Here is a 16409-nt window from a genome sequence, read left to right on the forward strand (position 1 = left end):
TCCATGTTAGTCGTAGAATTATCACAATTGGTCGCAACTCTGCCTTGATAATTACACAAATCCCCTAATTTGCCGCCATGAAACAGGAATGGTACCAGCAGAAATGGGCAATAATAGCGAGGCATGTCCTCGCATGGCTGATATTCTTCTCTCTCCCCTATTTGTTACATCCTACCAACGAAAAGTACGACCGGGACCGCATGGATGAAAAACAGGCGTGGGCCATGTATCTGTATTTCACGTACCTGATATTGGTGGTGTTCTTTTACCTGAATGCCTGGGTGTTTATACCGAAGCTGGTTTATAAAAAGAAGATCGTCGATTATATCCTTTACATCGTAGGGGTATTTATTTTTATGTGCACCATGCGGTATGGTTTTGAAAAGATATTCCTGAAACCACATAACATAGATATTAAACCCGCCATCCTGTTCACTTTCTTCACTTTTTTCTTCGTACTATCGGCCAGTACTGCCTTCCAGATGATTGTAGATAAAATGAAGCTGGAAAGACAAAGCAGTGCACGGGAAAATGAATTGCTGAAAACGGAATTGTCGCTGCTCCGTTCGCAGGTAAGTCCGCATTTTATGTTTAATGTGCTCAACAACATGGTATCTCTGGCGCGTAAAAAGTCGGATGTGCTGGAACCTTCTCTCATCAAGCTTTCGTCGCTGATGCGTTATATGCTGTACGAAGCGGATGAGGACAAAGTTCCGCTGCAAAAGGAAACAGAATACCTGCAAAGTTATATCGACCTGCAGCAGCAACGTTTCGGGAAAAATGTAACTATCCAGGTATCGCTGGAAACGGGCAACACCTGTTATGAAATAGAGCCGATGCTGCTGATTCCCTTTGTGGAAAACGCTTTTAAACATGGTACCGGCATGATCACCGATGCTACGATAGATATCAGGCTATATACGCGGGATGACAAGTTATTTTTCTCTGTGCAGAACCGGTTCAATAAAGATTCTTCCGAAATAAAAGATAAAACCAGTGGTATAGGTCTTACCAATGTAAAAAGGCGTTTGAATTTGTTATATGGAGATAATTATGTTTTGCATATAGATAAAAAAGATGACTGGTTTATAGTATCCTTGCAATTAAATCTCCACTGATGATGAAATGTATCGCCATAGACGATGAACCGTTAGCGCTGGACCTGCTGGAAGACAATATCAGCATGGTTCCGTACCTGCAGCTCACCGGCAAATGCAACAATGCATTTGAGGCGATGGAGATTTTGCGGCATCAGCCGGTGGACCTCATCTTCCTGGACATCCAGATGCCGGGACTTACGGGGTTACAGTTCCTGGAATCGCTGCCCAATAAACCACTGGTGATACTGATTACCGCTTATGAAAAATATGCCTTGCAAGGCTTCAACCTCGCGGTAACGGATTATCTTGTAAAACCGGTGTCCCTGGAGCGTTTTATCAAAGCCTGTAATAAAGCACAGGAGCTTTTCCTGCTCAAAACAGGTGGAAAAACAGCCCGGGAAGAAGCTGATTTCTTTTTTGTAAACGTAGACTACAGCCTGCTGAAAGTAGTATATTCCGATATCCGGTGGATAGAAGGACTAAAAGACTATGTAAAAATCCACCTGAACAGCAACCCCAAACCGGTTATTACACGCATGAGTATCAAAGGATTAGAGGAGCAGTTACCCGGCTCCAGGTTTGTGCGTGTGCACAAGTCGTATATCGTTTCCATTGCCGCCATCACTGCTATCCGGAAAAACAGTGTATTCCTCGACACGCTGGAATTCCCGGTGGGCGACACCTATCGTGATGCAGTATATGCTATTGCCGGAAAGGCCGGTCAGTGATCCGACAGTTCGTAGCAGTTTTTTCCCCACTCATCTCATTTAATTTATTTTATCCATCTGGCGGGTATACTTTTGCATGATCTGAATTTATATAAAATGCAAAAGATTTATTTGTTTATCACCCTGTTTTTGCTTTCAATGAGTGCTGTAGCTCAGCCTCCCGCAGGCGCCAAAATGCCGATGGGTATGGGAATGAGCGGCCATGTATATGGCAAAATTATTGACCCCGATGGTAAAGCCGTTCCTTATGCTTCCGTAATTATCCTGCAGAACCGTATGGATAGCGCCACAAAAAAAATGAAGGAAAAACTGCTGAAAGGCGTGCTGACCAAAGGCAATGGTGAGTTCAGCCTGGAGGATCTGCCCGGCAGGGGCCCGCTGAAACTGCGGATCACTGCCACCGGGTACAAAACTGTGGAACAAGCGGTGACCTTTCCTCCTTTTGAAAAGGATCTCGGCAATATTAAGCTGGCGGTAAGCACCACCCAGCTGCAAGGCGTTACTGTAGCCGGCACCAAGCCGCTGATGCAGATGGATATCGATAAAAAGGTATTTAACGTGGAGAAAAACATCGTCAGCGCCGGTGGTACCGCGCTGGATGTAATGAAAAACGTGCCTTCTGTAAATGTGGATATCGACGGTAATGTAACCTTGCGTAACAGCGCCCCGCAGCTGTATATCGACGGGCGCCCGACCACCCTCACCCTGGAACAGATTCCGGCGGATGCGATTGAAAACGTAGAAGTGATCACCAATCCTTCTGCCAAATACGATGCGTCCGGGGGTAGTGCCGGTATCCTGAACATTGTGCTGAAAAAGAACCGCAAAACGGGTTACAATGGTAACCTGCGTGCCGGTGTTGATAAACGCGGCGCTGTAAACGGTGGAGCGGACTTTAACCTGCGCCAGGATAAGGTAAATATTTCCGCCAGCGTAATGGGCAACCAGATGAAAGGCCGTACCAATGGTACCACCGAGCGTAACAACTTTGCAGATGAACCGGCCACCAACATCAACCAATATAACGCCAACAAAACAGATGGCGGTTTCGTTTTTGGTAAACTTGGACTCGATTGGTTTGTTACCAACCGTACCACCTTGTCTGTGGCCGGGATCAAGGTGCATGGCTCCATGAATCCTTCTGAAAGGATCGATATTAATACCGACACCCTGAATAAAGCCGGCGATATAAGGTCCTTCAGTCAGCGTAACTCCAGTTCCCATAACAAGTTCAACGCTAACGGCGTGGTATTGGGCATGAAACACCTGTTCCCTAAAGAAGGGGAAGAACTGACCGCCGACTTCAATTATTTTGGCGGAAAGAGCGATAATAACTCCGACTACCGGACCGACCGTTATGCCGGCAGCAACATCAGCGGCAGCGATATACAACAGATCCTGGGTAATGGCGCCATGAGCTTTATGACCATCCAAACGGATTATGTAAAGCCCTTCAATGGTAAATTAAAGCTGGAAACCGGGTTGAGAGCCTCTGTCCGTAAAATTAAGAGCAACTTCAACAACTATATGCTGGACCCGGAAACAAAGGAATATGTACTGATACCTGCCGCCTCCAATAATTATAAAAACAGTGATAATGTATACGCCGCTTATGTAAGCGTATCCAACACCATTGGTAATTTTGGTTATAAAGTAGGTGTACGTGCAGAAAGTTCCAACTACACGGGTGATCTGCTCAACAACGGACAGCATTTCTCCAACAACTACCCGGTAAGCCTGTTCCCATCCCTGTTTTTAAGCCAGAAGCTGAAACACGACCAGGAACTGCAGGTGAGCTACACCCGTCGTATTAACCGGCCTAACTTCTTCCAGCTGATTCCGTTCACCGACTCTACCGATAAGCTGAACATCACAAAAGGTAACCCGGGGCTGGTGCCGGAGTTCACTACTTCACTGGAAATGTCGTACCTGAAAACGCTGAAGGGAAACAATACCATATTGGCATCTCTCTACTACAGGCATACCAACAACCTGATCACCCGTTACCTCACAAAGGAAACCGATCCGGTAAATGGCCAGGAACTGCTGGTGAACACTTATATCAATGCGAATTCCAGCTATTCTGCCGGTGCGGAAGTGACTGCCATGTATAATTTCACCAAATGGTGGAGCGCTACCGCGAATGTGAATCTCTACAATTCGAAGATCAATACAGATAATGTAACGCAATCGCAGGATGCGCTCTGGAGCTGGTTTGGTAAGCTCAACAGCACCTTTAAGCTGCCGGCAAATTTTGAAGTGCAGCTCACAGGCACTTACCAGTCGAAAACCAATCTGCCGGTGAATGACAACAAGAACGTGCAGGCCGGTCCGCCTATGCAGCAGTCGCAGAATGCTTCACAGGGCTACATCGCCTCTTTTTATGGTGTAGATGCCGCCATCAAAAAGAGCTTCCTGAAAAACAATGCGGCTTCGGTGACCTTTAGCATAAATGATATCTTCAGGACACGCTGGTCTGACCAATATTCACAAAGCGATTATTTCACACAGTATTACAGCCGCCTGCGCGACCCGCAGATGATGCGCCTGACATTTGCTTACCGGTTTGGTAAAATTGACGCCAGCTTGTTTAAGAGAAAGAACATGGGTGCAGGCATGCAGGGAATGCAGGAAGTGATTCAGTAAGAAGTTGCTTTAAAGTTTAAAGCACCGGAATGCGAGGGCATTCCGGTGCTTTTTTTTATGGATTCCGGCCGTTCTCCCCCGGATATAGCAAATACACGGCATCACTTTGCCACACTTCCTTCGTATCCACATTCATGGCGGATATTTTGCCTTTGAAGGCCGCGCCGGTGTCGATGTTATGCACATTGCAGGCGATCATGGGGAGTTCCTCACCGTAATTAAGACTAGGGGTATGACCGATATAGATTTCTTTGAACTGCAGCAGTCGTTTTGGATAAAACATAGAGTTCTTCGGAATGCTGCGGTCCATTGCCAGGGCGAGTTCCCACAGGCTTCGGTCCCAATAGAGCATGGGTTCAAACCTTTCATGGGCGGGGCCGTGGGTGGAAGTGAACCCTGCGTGTATATACAACCTGTTTTGGTCATCGATGTAATACATGCGCATGCGGTTCAGAAATTCCTTGTGGCCTTCCAGCGCTGCGGGCGATAATTTATTGAAGCTGTCTACCGTAGCTTTGCCGCCGTTGCGTTGCCATGAGGCTTCGGGCATTATGCCATTCAGCCAGGATTCGCACCAGGCGTCGTGGTTTCCTTTTATAAAAATACAGGTGTGTTGTGATGCCAGTTCCATGAGCCAGGTGATGGTTTCGGCAGACTCAGACCATCCATCTACATAATCACCTAAAAAAATCAGTGTATCGGTTGTTTTCGGCGCGATACGCTCTACCAGCTGTTTGAGGGCTTTCAGCGCACCGTGTATATCACCTATTACGTAGGTTGCGGGCATGTTTTGTTTTATTTGTACATAATGTCTGTTCGCAGCACATATTTCACACCGGCGGTAAGCAATGCACCTTCATGCCGCAGCGGGTGATGAAATATCAGGGCGGTACCTGTTTCCGGGCGGATAATTTCGCCGGAAGCAAAAATGGTTTCCCCGCCGGTATATGCTTCGTTCAGATAGATCATAAAAGTATACTGGCTGGCTTCAAACCTGTTCCGCTCAAAGCTGCCGTCCTTGTGCATTTTGAAGCGTTGTCCCGGGCTGTATTTATAGAACCGGAACAACTCATTCACACCGGAGGCCGTTCTGTTTTCTTTTCCTTCCGGAGCAAAATTTTTCAGCCGTTCCCAGATAAAGGTAGCATAAGCCAGGTCTTTATACAAGACCCGTTCATTATTTCGTACACCTTTTATCATCCGTTGTACACCGCCGCCTACGTCTACGGTGGCTTCCTCGTAGCCCATTGCTTCACTTTTTTCTATGAGCTGGGCGCATTCTTCCGTGCTGAGGAAATTTTTGACGGTAAAAATTTCGGAGGTGTAAGTGATTTTTTCCATAACATCAGGTTTCAGTGGGAATATTGATCTGGAAACTATTTTTCTTCAGTTGTTTATTGAACTTGTACAGTTCAGGATGCCTGTTCTTCAACCCTTCGCGTTTCAGGCCGGTGTTGATCACGTAGGCGGCGTCCAATATTTTGCGGCGGAAGTTGCGCCGGTCGATGGTTGTTTGCAGGATACACTCATACAGTTCATGCAACTCCGTAATGGTAAACAGTTCATCCAGCAATTCAAATCCTACGGGGTAATACTGGATCTTTGACCGGAGCCTTTGCAGCGCCTGTTTAAAAATATGTTTATGGTCGAAGCCCAGGGCAGGCATTTTCCTGACATTGAACCATTTTACATCATTGGCCATACTACCAGCCACCACATCGAATTTAGCGGGGTTAATGAGTGCGTAATATCCCACAGCTATTACGCGGCCACGCGGATCCCTGCCGGGTGCGTCAAAGGAATAAAGCTGTTCGAGAAATACTTCCTTCATGCCCAGCTTCGTTTGCAGGATGCGGGAACAGGTGTCCAGGAAGGTCTCTTCCATTTGCAGGAAGCCGCCCGGTAAGGTCCAGCAGTCTTTGAACGGCTCCTCCTTACGGTTCAGCAGCAATACCGACAAGGTATTGTTGTGGTAACCAAATACCACCAGGTCTACCGCCAGGGAGGGGTTCTTATACTCGTGGAAAGACTTCATACTCTGTTTGCGTCATTTTAACGTGAAGTAAAGATTTTTTAGGGAGATAACCTAAAAATGAGGGGATTTTATCTGTAAACAAAAAGGCGGCGCCGAAGCACCGCCTTTTTTATTTGGACCCGGGATAGGATTATTCCAGTCATCTCATAACCTACAACTGTTACACTGTTAAAGTAACAAGATGCAAATATACACCCCGGTATCTATATAAAGTAGACCGCTATCCCGAAGGTTACCAGTATTTATGGATGATGGGCCAAAGTCAGGATATCTTTTACTTCCAGCACTGGTTTCTTATAGCCAAAACGGGTAACATTGATCATTGCCTGCCCTACTTCTGCCAGCGTGGACACCCACTGTGGAAAAACCCGCCGGAAGAACGGATAAGCCCAGGTCATATACTTGTAGTATTTCTGGGTATACCTCAGTCCATCGGTAGGCAGCATGAACCCCGGCCTGAACATATACGCCGCCTTGAACGGCTGCTTCAGCAGGTCGTTCTCGGTTTTGCCCTTTACCCGCGCCCACATGCTGCGCCCTTTCCCCGAGCTGTCGGTGCCCGCACCGGAAACATAGCAAAAGGTCATATCTGAATTGAGCGCGGCCAGTGTTTTAGCCACTTCCATGGTAAGATCATAGGTGACCCGCTTATACCGGTCCTCCTTCATTCCCACAGAAGAAACACCCAGGCAGAAGTAGCAAGCATTATATCCATGCAGCTTTGTAGCGATAGGCAGCATGTCATAAAAATTTTCATGAATGATTTCCTTTAGCTTGGGATGCTGCACGCCGCAGGGCCTGCGGTTAATCACCAACACCTCCTTTACATCCGGATGAAGTAAACATTCGTGCAGCACCCCTTCTCCTACCATCCCGGTACTTCCTGTAATAATGGCTCTTATCTCCATAGGAATATTTTAATTTCAGATATCCCTGAATTTAAACCTTTCATTTAACTTAATAAAATATCTATGCCGGGATACTGTCATTGACTTCTCTTTCCCAGAAACGATGCTGTGCAATGGCGTTTATAAAGTCATCACTACTTTTGTTCAGTAACAGACCAGGTTCATTATTTTCTGTTTGCAGATAGGTTTTCTTCAGCACTTCTACGCCTTCACCACTTACCGCAATCGCCTTGCAATGTTTATAGGCTTCGTTGATAAAATGCAGCGCTGCCGGCTCTTTGGCTAACACGGATGCACTGGCCTTGCCTCCTGGTACATATACCGCATCAAACAATACAGATGCCGCCATAAGAAAGCTCTGATCGGCTTCGAGGTCTGCGCCGCCATCTACCTTTATGATACCCAGCTTTGGCGCAATCAACTGCACCTGCGCTTCTGCGGCCTCCAGATCTGCTTTCATCTGAGCGATGTCTTTGCCGGAAACGCCGTCTGCTACCAGGAAAGCCACCTGCCTCGACTTCACCGTATTTTTCACGGTATTGGCCATGCTCAACGCCGGAGAAGTATCTACCTGCTGTTTTACGGTTCTCGGCTCGTAACTTTCCACATCCGCATCCGCAGGCCGTATGTGGTTAACAGGATACTCCGGTTTCTCCGGGACTGGTAATCCCAGGCCTTCAGCCACCTGCGCGGCAAGTGACCGGTCGACCTGTGTCAAGACCCCGACCATCCGCTCGCGTATATCCGTACGGGTTACTTTGCCAAGTTCAAAACGCAGGGCGTTGATCAAATGCCTTTTCTCTGCTTCCGACTGGCTGTTATAAAATAAAGCAGCCTGGCTGAAATGATCAAAGAAACTTTCGCTGCGGCCACGGATCTTTTTAGCATCTATTCTTTCTTCATAAGAAGTAAAACCGCCGTCTTTCATTTTTGCCTGGAAAGGACATCCATTGCTGATCGTATTAGGTTCATAAGCGGTTTCACCTCGGTTGATGGTTTGCCGCATGTGACCATCGCGCTGATTATTATGCACAGGCGCTATCGGGCGGTTGATGGGGATTTCGTGGAAATTGGGACTGCCCAGTCTCGACAACTGCGTATCCGTATAGGAAAATAACCTTCCCTGCAACAGCGGATCATTGGTGAAGTCTATCCCCGGCACGAGGTGCCCGGGGTGAAAGGCCACCTGCTCTGTTTCCGCAAAAAAATTATCCGGGTTACGGTTCAATACCATTTTACCGACACGCATCACCGGTACTACTTCTTCAGGAATTATTTTGGTAGGATCCAGCAGGTCGAAGGGAAATTTATGTTCATCCTCCTCCGCCACTATCTGCACGCCTAATTCCCATTCGGGATAAGCTCCGGATTCAATGGCATTCCACAGATCGCGGCGATGAAAGTCCGGGTCCTTACCGGAGATCTTCTGCGCTTCATCCCATGCCACGGAATGAACGCCCAGCAAAGGCTTCCAGTGGAATTTCACAAAACTGCCCTCACCTGCCGCATTGATAAAACGGAAAGTATGTACGCCAAATCCTTCTATCATACGCAAGCTACGGGGAATAGCTCGATCGCTCATCACCCACATGATCATATGCATGCTTTCCGGTGCGAGAGATATAAAATCCCAGAAGGTATCATGCGCGGAAGCAGCCTGGGGCATTTCGTTGTGTGGTTCCGGTTTAACGGCGTGCACAAAATCCGGGAACTTCATCGCATCCTGGATAAAAAACACCGGCATGTTATTACCTACAAGATCATAATTCCCTTCATCTGTATAAAATTTTACCGCAAAGCCGCGCACATCGCGGGCTAAGTCAGTAGAGCCGCGTGAGCCCGCTACTGTGGAAAAGCGGACAAATACCGGTGTTTGTTTCGACGGATCCTGCAGGAAACCGGCCTTTGTATACTTCGCCATAGACTCATACACCTGGAAATAGCCGTGAGCGGCCTCTCCCCGTGCATGCACAATTCTTTCCGGAATGCGTTCGTGGTCAAAGTGTGTAATTTTCTCCCTTAAAATAAAATCTTCCAGTAACGACGCACCACGTTCGCCCGCTTTCAGCGAGTTCTGGTTATCATTAATGCGCACTCCCTGGTTAGTTGTCAGGAATTGGTCCACCCCTTCTTCTGTATGCGGGGTAAGACTATCCACTTTCCTGTTTGACGTTCCGATAATAGGATTTTTTTTCTTTGCCATGGTTTTGGTGATTTTAATGATGAGGCAGGACCCAATCATTCACACAAACCATACCTATTCAAAACGCATTTTCATCTCCCTTAATCGTATTCCTGATCGTTAAAAATATAATACGGAGATCGAGATATACGGACCAGTTTTCCATATACCAGATATCATGTTCAATCCTTTTGCGCAGATGCGATTCTTCCGTAATTTCTCCACGCAGGCCGCAAACCTGCGCCCATCCGGTAATACCGGGTTTCAGAAAATGACGGATCATGTATTGCTGGATTACCCGGGAAAATTCTTCGGTATGACGAAGCATATGTGGCCGGGGACCTACAATAGACATATCACCCATAAAAACATTGAGGAACTGCGGCATTTCATCCAGGTTTGTTTTACGCAGGATACGACCGATCCGCGTAAACCGGCTATCATGCCGCGTAGCTTGCTTCGCGTTCGCTTCGTTATTCACATACATACTCCGCAGTTTCAAACATGGAAAATTCAGGTTATTACGGCCTGTACGATATTGAATAAAGAACACCGGTCCACGCGATTCCAGCTTGATTAGCAGCGCCAGCAAAGGGATCAGCCAGGTAAGAATAAAAACAATTACAAGACTGCTGAAGATGATATCAAACACCCGTTTACGGATGCGGTTGGCAATATCATCCAACGGTTCAGAACGCAATGAAATAATGGGAATGTTATTAAAGTAATCCACAAAGATCTGCCTGTTTACAAACAACTTGAAATCGGGCACAAAGCGGAAATGAATCAGGTTTAATTCTGCTTCCCTTGCCAAAGTATACAGGTAAGGAAATTTTTCGGGAGATAATGTGGAATATATTTCACGGATATTGTTAGACTGTGCATAAGGCACGCAAGCTTCCAGGTTGCCTATCACCGGGTAGTAAGACAACTCATGCACGTTGCTGTATTCTTCAAAATAACCTTCAAACTTGAGATTGCTGTTATCTCCTATCAACTGATCCGCCAGTTGTTTGGAAAGATCATTATACCCGAGGATTACCACTTTCTTTTCCACGCCGCTGCGATGCAGGATATGCCGGGTTACCTTGTAAAAAAGCCACCGGCCCAGCAATACCATGCACAGGAAGCTGGAGCAATAGCTCAGGATAAACAACCGGGAATATAACTGCTTGGTCAGAAACAAGGACAACAACAACAGCAACAGGTACAACAATATGCTCTGTATGGTTTTGCGGGCGATTCGGTCAAACGACAACTGCTGACTGAGGAAATAAATACCGGTAGTGTATAAAGCAACCAGCCAGGAGAGATTTGATACCACGAGGAAAATATCCACATTAATATCCTGCATGCGGTCGTACCGCTGCAACCAGGAGCTGGTTAAAAAAAACAATACATTCAGCCAGATAAAATCCAGCACAATCAACTGGATACTGCAAATTTTGAGATACCGGTTCAGCATAAAATAGAATATGGTTGATCAATAAAAGAAAGCGCTACGCCACCTGTTCTTTAAAGCGCGTCATCACACCCGAAATGGAAAGGTGGCTGGCTGCAAATTCACGGGCATTCCTTGCAATGTCGGCAGTATTTTCCCATACGGCCCTGCCTATTCCTGTTTGAAGGGCTTCCTGGTTTTCCGCCTCTACGAGGATGCCCATCTGATGCCGGCTTACCAGCTCATGCAGGCCGGTACCCTCATTGGCCGTAATCAGTGCAATGCCGCCCACTGCAAGTATGGTCGTTAGTTTGGATGGCATCACGAGATCGCTGGCATGTGATTTTTGTATGACCAGGTGTACGTCTGCCATGTTCAAAAAGTTATTAAACTGTGCAAGCGGTTGCAATGGAAAAAAGATCGTGTTCTTTAACTGCAGTTGCGATGCTACCTGTTCCAGCTTGGCTTTATATGGGCCGGAACCACAGATCAGGAATTTCATTTCTTCCCGGTGCTGCCAGGACGCAGCAGCATGCAGCAGGGCTTCCAGCCCTTGTTTTTCACCGATGGCGCCGGAGTACAATATAATTTTATCAGTGGGCAAAAAACCGAACGACTGCTTTAATATAGCCTTATCCGTTAGCGGATGAAATTGTGTTACATCCACCCAGTTTGGAAAATAAAATACTTCCCTGCCCGCCTTGTCACTTATTTTACGGATCATCCCGTCTGCTATGCTGCTTACATGATCCGCCTGCCGGAGAATCATCTTTTCCAGTTTCAGCAGCGTGTTAATCAGCCGCGGGGAGCGGATCATCTGTAAATCGCGCGCGGCCTCTATTTGCAGATCCTGCACATGATACACGAAGCTGGCGCCTCGTAGTTTTTTATAGAGAACAGCCAGCAACCCCAGGTGAAACGGCGGCGCCACTGTAATTACTATATCATATTTCTTTTTCCATACCAGCTGCATCACTTTTACGAATGCAGCGGCTGCAAAAGAAAAATCCTGCAACATTCTTTTCTTGCCGGAAGGCTCTGCAGGCACATATTGCGGGCAACGGTACACCGTTAATTTTCCCTTTCCCTGCGGATGTACTTCTTTTTTAAACCAGTTCTTGGAGCGTTCATAGGGCGATTGCACCTGCCATTGCGGATAATAAGGATAAGTAGTTATTACCGTGCAGTCGTACCCGTTATCTGCCAGCCAACTGATCATTTCTCCGTTGTACTTTCCTATTCCCGTTGGCTCGGGTGAAAAATTGCCGCCTATCAGTAATATTCGTTTACCCATATACGTTATATTTAAATATTATTTCCGCCAACTCCACAATACCCCTAACATAAATCCCACGTTATCGGAGAGCTGTCCCTGGTCCACTGCTATGGATGCTTTCAGGGCAAGTCCTTTCGACGACACCTGGTACTGGAACTCCTGTAGTGTATACCATTGCCGTTTCATTGGTTTGAAAAGGGCGGTATTGGTGTAGGTACCATAATTCTGTGTGTAGGTAATTAATGTTCTGCCGGTAATTTTTTTCGGGAGATGATAAAGTGCGCCGATATGCACTCCCATTACACGATTGTTAATAATATTCCCTCCTTTTGCTCTCAGCGAATCCTTGGGATCATTCCAATTGAATGGCTTCATGCTGGGGAAGTAATACTGTCCGCGATCCCGGTCGATGAACAACGGCGTGCCGATCACGCGCTCATGATAATCCCAGCCGGTAAGGTATACGCCGTTGTTGTAGTAGCTTTCGCGCTGGTGCAACGGGAAGAAATCATTCATCTGTTTCGTATAAAGAAACTCTGCTGTAATCTTCTCCAGCCAGCTGCCGGCTTGCTTATTGGTATACACAATGCCCAGGAGCCGGTCGATGTTCCGGATATCAATGCCCTGCCCGGATTCAAAAGGAGTTTGATTATACAGGCGCAGCGACAACTGGTCGTTTTCCCACTCAATCCCCCCTTCTATAATACCGCGGTGATCGCCGGGACGGTTAGGCTGTATATCGGTGGTGCCAACGGTTCCATCATCCTTCGTTTTTACAAGCAGCACATCCATAAACCCCTGCCAGTCAGCGGTGATCTTTGGCAGATCTTTCCGGTTACCACCCCATACCGCATAATGCTGTATGCCGCCAAATAACTTTAGTTTTCTTTTCCCTATGCGGAGGTAGAAATTTTTCTCATGCAGCCAGGCGTTCTTGATGTACTGATCGTTTCCCATCCAGCCATGGCTGATGAGCCCTTTGAACTGCAGCCAGCCATTCGTATAAGGAATATCGGTATACTGCGTTACCGCGATCCCTATTTTCGGGATGGGGAGCGCATTGCCGCTGATTCCCATAGAGCCGCTGCTGAGGTCCTTGTCTGTTTCCCCGACGATTTCCTCATACCGTCCAGCCCTGATTTCCCAGTGCTTGTAACCGGCTTTCACATATCCCTGCTCTATAAATGTTTGATGAAACTGGTCGTTATTGTATACATCCAGCCCATACCTGACGTAATAATCCTCCCTCCATACATGCCCGTTGCTGAAGCCTACATGGGTAGACACATCTCCTTTACGATCGCTGATAGTGCCAAAATGATTCGCCATGAGCCAGAGCGGCTGGTAGTCTTTCGAAGCAACAGTTCCTACTGCACCGGCATGCACCTCCAGCGAATCCGTAAAGTGAACCTGCGCCACTGCCGTGGCAGGGCCCATTATTAACGCGATATGTAAGCACCATTTCTTCATATAGCCGCTGTATTTAGCAGGGTTACTGTATGTCCCTTCATTTCCCGTTTGCGAACTGCCACTGCAGGATTCCCGGAATAAATCAGCCAGGGTTCCATCTCTTTTGATGCCACACTATTCACCGTAAGTACCGCATGGCTGCCACAGGTAACACCTGCACACACCACCGCCATAGCGCCTATCCAGGCCCCATTTTCAATATGAATAGGACCAAGCCGGTAAGGAAAATCCGGTTGCTTATAGTCGTGGTTGCCGGTAAGCAACAAGGCGCCCTGTGAGAGACAAACATGATCTCCCAGCGTTACCGCAGCCAGGTTGTCGATCCACACCGATTCCCCTATCCAGCAATGATCGCCGATGGTCAGCAACCATGGATACTTGATACGAACTTTTGTTTTTATGACAAGTCCCTTCCCAACACGGGCGCCAAACAGCTTCAACAGCTTACTTTTGAACCCATAAGGCCAGGGGAAAGCACTGTTGAAAATATAGTAGTTACAGAAGTACCATAACAGCACTTTCCACTTAGGGCCGGCATAATAACTGCCTGTATTAAATGCAGCAAGATTAGTGGTCATGTGATATCAGATATGAATGTTATAATCCTGTTTTAGCAACGCCATAATATCTTCCCGGCTTTCGTTTCCATCGAGCTTTTGCTGAAATTCCTGCACATTAACGTCTACGAGCAAACGATACCAGTACCCCTGCATGAAATGGAACAGAAAGCCTTTGTAGCCGTCAAGGAAACCGTAACGCAGTATATAGCGGAACAGGAAATACAGCGAGGCCCGCATTCCCGGCGACATAGAAGCGTACACCTTCTCTTTCAGGAATCGCTTGCGTTTGGCCTGCGTTCCACTCTCCCGCAGCAGCCTTTCATCGGTTTGCCAGAAGCCATAGCGGATATTCAGCAGGTCTACCATTTCGCGGATGGCGTAGTTGTTATGCTTGTTTACCCACCAGTGAATGGAGTTCAGGTTATCGTCTACAATATGTTCTTTAAACAGCATCGTAGCGCCGTCGGACAATACAATATGTTCATCCATCCAGCGCTGTTCGATGCTGCCTACCCCATTGCGCCATATCCGCAACAGGGTATGCGGGTAGAAACCGCCGAAGCGGATCCATTTACCTTTGAATAACACCTTGCGGCGTATATATATGCCTGTTATACCGTCCGGCACTTTATCCATCCGTTGCCGGATTTCTTTTACCAGTCCGGGTTCCAGGTATTCATCTGCATCCATGCGCATGATCCAGGGTGTTTCAATGCCGCAATGGTCCAATGCCCACTGAAACTGGTTGGCATAATTCACCCATTTACGCTGAAAAACCTTTGCGCCATATCTTTCCGCTATCGCTACAGTATCATCTGTTGAAAAAGCATCTATTACGTACAGCTCATCCGTTATTTGCCGGAGATTCTCCAGGCAGCGTGCCAGGTGCAACGATTCATTAAATGTGAGTATAACTACCGCGATCTTCATCTAGCTACATTTTTCATACAGTTCTACATAAGACGATGCCAGCGTGGCATCATTGAAATCATTACGGATCTGTAAAGGGGCAGACCGTGTAATCCTTTGCCGTTGCCCCTTTTCCTGGTAAGCAGCAGTGAGCTGCGCTGTAATCATCTCCACGCTATCGATTCCGGTAATCCAGCCCAGGTCATGCTGCTGCACATAGGTTGCCAGTCCCACCTGATCGCTGATCAGCACCGGGGTACCGGCATACAGCGATTCAATCACTACAATGGCAAAGTTTTCATTACGGGAGGTCAGCGCAAAAAGGTCGGTGGCAGCGAGGAAATGAAATTTATCCTCACTGCCTTTCCAACCTACCCATTCGACGCTATTATCCATATCGAGCGACGCAATTAAATCCTTTAATACTGCTATATACTGCGCATCACCACTGCCGGCAATCTGCAGCCGGTAGGGAAATGTTACCTTCGCTAATGCACGGATCAGCAGATCCAATCCCTTCTTGGGATCTACCCGGGAAAGAAAGCTGATGGTAAATACCTCGTTCTCTTTCCGCACAAAACTCCCCTCCGGTAAATCCACGAGGTTAAACACCTGTCCGCCCTCCCAGTGAGTATTCACCTGCCGGCATTCCTTCCACTCCAGTTCCGACGATACATGCAGGTAAGTATTCTTTAGCAAACGTTTACCCATCACCGTGTGCAGCAGTTTCTTCTTCCGGTTGTTCCGCGCCGTCAGCACATAGTCGCAAAACATGCCATGCGGAGACAACAGTGGTTTTAGCTTTCTCCATTTACAGATAAAGGAAGCGCCCATTACCAGGAAATTCCACCAGGAGTGGATATGTACTTTATCAAACTGTTTTGCATTAGACCAAACTGCTTTCCACAATGCCGGCGACACATGCGTGTGATCACCGGTGATTCTTTTGAAATAGGTTACCTTCACCCCATCCATGATCACCGTGGTATTAGCCGCTATATCCAGTTCCCTGGCGCCGTTGGCCGTGGTAGTATATACTTCCACCTGGTGCCCCATTAACACCAGTTGCTCTGCCAGCCGCGCTATCACTACAATAGGACCTCCGTACACGTAGGCCGGTTTGTAGGACGGAACAATAAAAAGTATCTTCATAA

14 protein-coding genes are annotated in these 16409 nt (G+C 47.3%); 3 read left to right on the forward strand and 11 right to left on the reverse strand.

Going from position 1 to position 16409, the window contains the following annotated elements:
- Positions 1-77: 77 nt before the first annotated feature.
- The 3 genes from ACLHR0_RS12550 to ACLHR0_RS12560 all read left to right on the forward strand — a co-directional run bounded on the left by ACLHR0_RS12550 (position 78) and on the right by ACLHR0_RS12560 (position 4474).
- Positions 78-1118 (forward strand): sensor histidine kinase, encoded by a 1041-nt coding sequence (locus ACLHR0_RS12550; protein WP_436486995.1) that lies wholly within the window; start codon positions 78-80, stop codon positions 1116-1118.
- Positions 1118-1828 carry a LytR/AlgR family response regulator transcription factor gene (locus ACLHR0_RS12555; RefSeq protein ID WP_436486997.1) on the forward strand — a complete coding sequence of 237 codons (711 nt, stop codon included), beginning with the start codon at positions 1118-1120 and terminating at the stop codon, positions 1826-1828. Before ACLHR0_RS12550 ends, ACLHR0_RS12555 begins: the two co-directional genes overlap by 1 nt.
- A 96-nt stretch (positions 1829-1924) precedes the next feature.
- Positions 1925-4474: an outer membrane beta-barrel protein gene (locus ACLHR0_RS12560; protein WP_370908264.1), complete on the forward strand. Its 2550-nt coding sequence runs from the start codon at positions 1925-1927 to the stop codon at positions 4472-4474.
- Between the two features lie 55 nt (positions 4475-4529).
- On the opposite strand, the gene ACLHR0_RS12565 is transcribed toward ACLHR0_RS12560, so the two are convergent.
- The 11 genes from ACLHR0_RS12565 to ACLHR0_RS12615 form a co-directional block, all read right to left on the reverse strand.
- Complete coding sequence (locus tag ACLHR0_RS12565) at positions 4530-5261, reverse strand: metallophosphoesterase family protein (protein WP_429050687.1); 732 nt, start codon at positions 5259-5261, stop codon at positions 4530-4532.
- A gap of 8 nt (positions 5262-5269) precedes the next feature.
- The gene (locus ACLHR0_RS12570; RefSeq protein WP_436487000.1) at positions 5270-5815 is read right to left on the reverse strand and encodes a 2OG-Fe(II) oxygenase; all 546 of its coding nucleotides are present in this window, start codon (positions 5813-5815) and stop codon (positions 5270-5272) included.
- 4 nt (positions 5816-5819) lie between these two features.
- Positions 5820-6509 (reverse strand): NUDIX hydrolase, encoded by a 690-nt coding sequence (locus ACLHR0_RS12575; RefSeq protein ID WP_436487002.1) that lies wholly within the window; start codon positions 6507-6509, stop codon positions 5820-5822.
- Between the two features lie 242 nt (positions 6510-6751).
- Positions 6752-7417: an epimerase gene (locus ACLHR0_RS12580; protein ID WP_429050689.1), complete on the reverse strand. Its 666-nt coding sequence runs from the start codon at positions 7415-7417 to the stop codon at positions 6752-6754.
- Between the two features lie 61 nt (positions 7418-7478).
- Entirely contained in the window at positions 7479-9620 is a 2142-nt protein-coding gene (gene katE, locus ACLHR0_RS12585; protein ID WP_436487005.1) for a catalase HPII, read from the reverse strand.
- Between the two features lie 58 nt (positions 9621-9678).
- Complete coding sequence (locus ACLHR0_RS12590) at positions 9679-11064, reverse strand: undecaprenyl-phosphate glucose phosphotransferase (RefSeq protein ID WP_370908270.1); 1386 nt, start codon at positions 11062-11064, stop codon at positions 9679-9681.
- A gap of 34 nt (positions 11065-11098) precedes the next feature.
- Complete coding sequence (locus tag ACLHR0_RS12595; protein ID WP_436487007.1) at positions 11099-12334, reverse strand: WcaI family glycosyltransferase; 1236 nt, start codon at positions 12332-12334, stop codon at positions 11099-11101.
- 18 nt (positions 12335-12352) lie between these two features.
- Positions 12353-13786 carry a capsule assembly Wzi family protein gene (locus ACLHR0_RS12600; RefSeq protein WP_436487009.1) on the reverse strand — a complete coding sequence of 478 codons (1434 nt, stop codon included), beginning with the start codon at positions 13784-13786 and terminating at the stop codon, positions 12353-12355.
- On the reverse strand, positions 13783-14364 hold the full coding sequence (locus ACLHR0_RS12605) for a WcaF family extracellular polysaccharide biosynthesis acetyltransferase (protein ID WP_429050693.1): 582 nt from the start codon (positions 14362-14364) through the stop codon (positions 13783-13785). The genes ACLHR0_RS12600 and ACLHR0_RS12605 overlap by 4 nt, the downstream gene beginning before the upstream one ends.
- Before the next feature lie 6 nt (positions 14365-14370).
- Positions 14371-15276: a glycosyltransferase family 2 protein gene (locus ACLHR0_RS12610; protein ID WP_436487011.1), complete on the reverse strand. Its 906-nt coding sequence runs from the start codon at positions 15274-15276 to the stop codon at positions 14371-14373.
- On the reverse strand, positions 15277-16407 hold the full coding sequence (locus ACLHR0_RS12615) for an XrtY-associated glycosyltransferase XYAG1 (RefSeq protein WP_436487013.1): 1131 nt from the start codon (positions 16405-16407) through the stop codon (positions 15277-15279).
- Between the last annotated feature and the right edge of the window lie 2 nt (positions 16408-16409).

Origin of the sequence: Chitinophaga sp. ARDCPP14, assembly GCF_051362515.1 — a bacterium.
Classification (GTDB): Bacteria; Bacteroidota; Bacteroidia; order Chitinophagales; family Chitinophagaceae; genus Chitinophaga.

Coding starts and splice junctions, on each gene's coding strand:
- ACLHR0_RS12550 (WP_436486995.1), top strand. CDS start 78: ATGAAACAGGAATGGTACCAGCAGAAATGGGCAATAATAGCGAGGCAT.
- ACLHR0_RS12555 (WP_436486997.1), top strand. CDS start 1,118: ATGATGAAATGTATCGCCATAGACGATGAACCGTTAGCGCTGGACCTG.
- ACLHR0_RS12560 (WP_370908264.1), top strand. CDS start 1,925: ATGCAAAAGATTTATTTGTTTATCACCCTGTTTTTGCTTTCAATGAGT.
- ACLHR0_RS12565 (WP_429050687.1), bottom strand. CDS start 5,261: ATGCCCGCAACCTACGTAATAGGTGATATACACGGTGCGCTGAAAGCC.
- ACLHR0_RS12570 (WP_436487000.1), bottom strand. CDS start 5,815: ATGGAAAAAATCACTTACACCTCCGAAATTTTTACCGTCAAAAATTTC.
- ACLHR0_RS12575 (WP_436487002.1), bottom strand. CDS start 6,509: ATGAAGTCTTTCCACGAGTATAAGAACCCCTCCCTGGCGGTAGACCTG.
- ACLHR0_RS12580 (WP_429050689.1), bottom strand. CDS start 7,417: ATGGAGATAAGAGCCATTATTACAGGAAGTACCGGGATGGTAGGAGAA.
- katE (WP_436487005.1), bottom strand. CDS start 9,620: ATGGCAAAGAAAAAAAATCCTATTATCGGAACGTCAAACAGGAAAGTG.
- ACLHR0_RS12590 (WP_370908270.1), bottom strand. CDS start 11,064: ATGCTGAACCGGTATCTCAAAATTTGCAGTATCCAGTTGATTGTGCTG.
- ACLHR0_RS12595 (WP_436487007.1), bottom strand. CDS start 12,334: ATGGGTAAACGAATATTACTGATAGGCGGCAATTTTTCACCCGAGCCA.
- ACLHR0_RS12600 (WP_436487009.1), bottom strand. CDS start 13,786: ATGAAGAAATGGTGCTTACATATCGCGTTAATAATGGGCCCTGCCACG.
- ACLHR0_RS12605 (WP_429050693.1), bottom strand. CDS start 14,364: ATGACCACTAATCTTGCTGCATTTAATACAGGCAGTTATTATGCCGGC.
- ACLHR0_RS12610 (WP_436487011.1), bottom strand. CDS start 15,276: ATGAAGATCGCGGTAGTTATACTCACATTTAATGAATCGTTGCACCTG.
- ACLHR0_RS12615 (WP_436487013.1), bottom strand. CDS start 16,407: ATGAAGATACTTTTTATTGTTCCGTCCTACAAACCGGCCTACGTGTAC.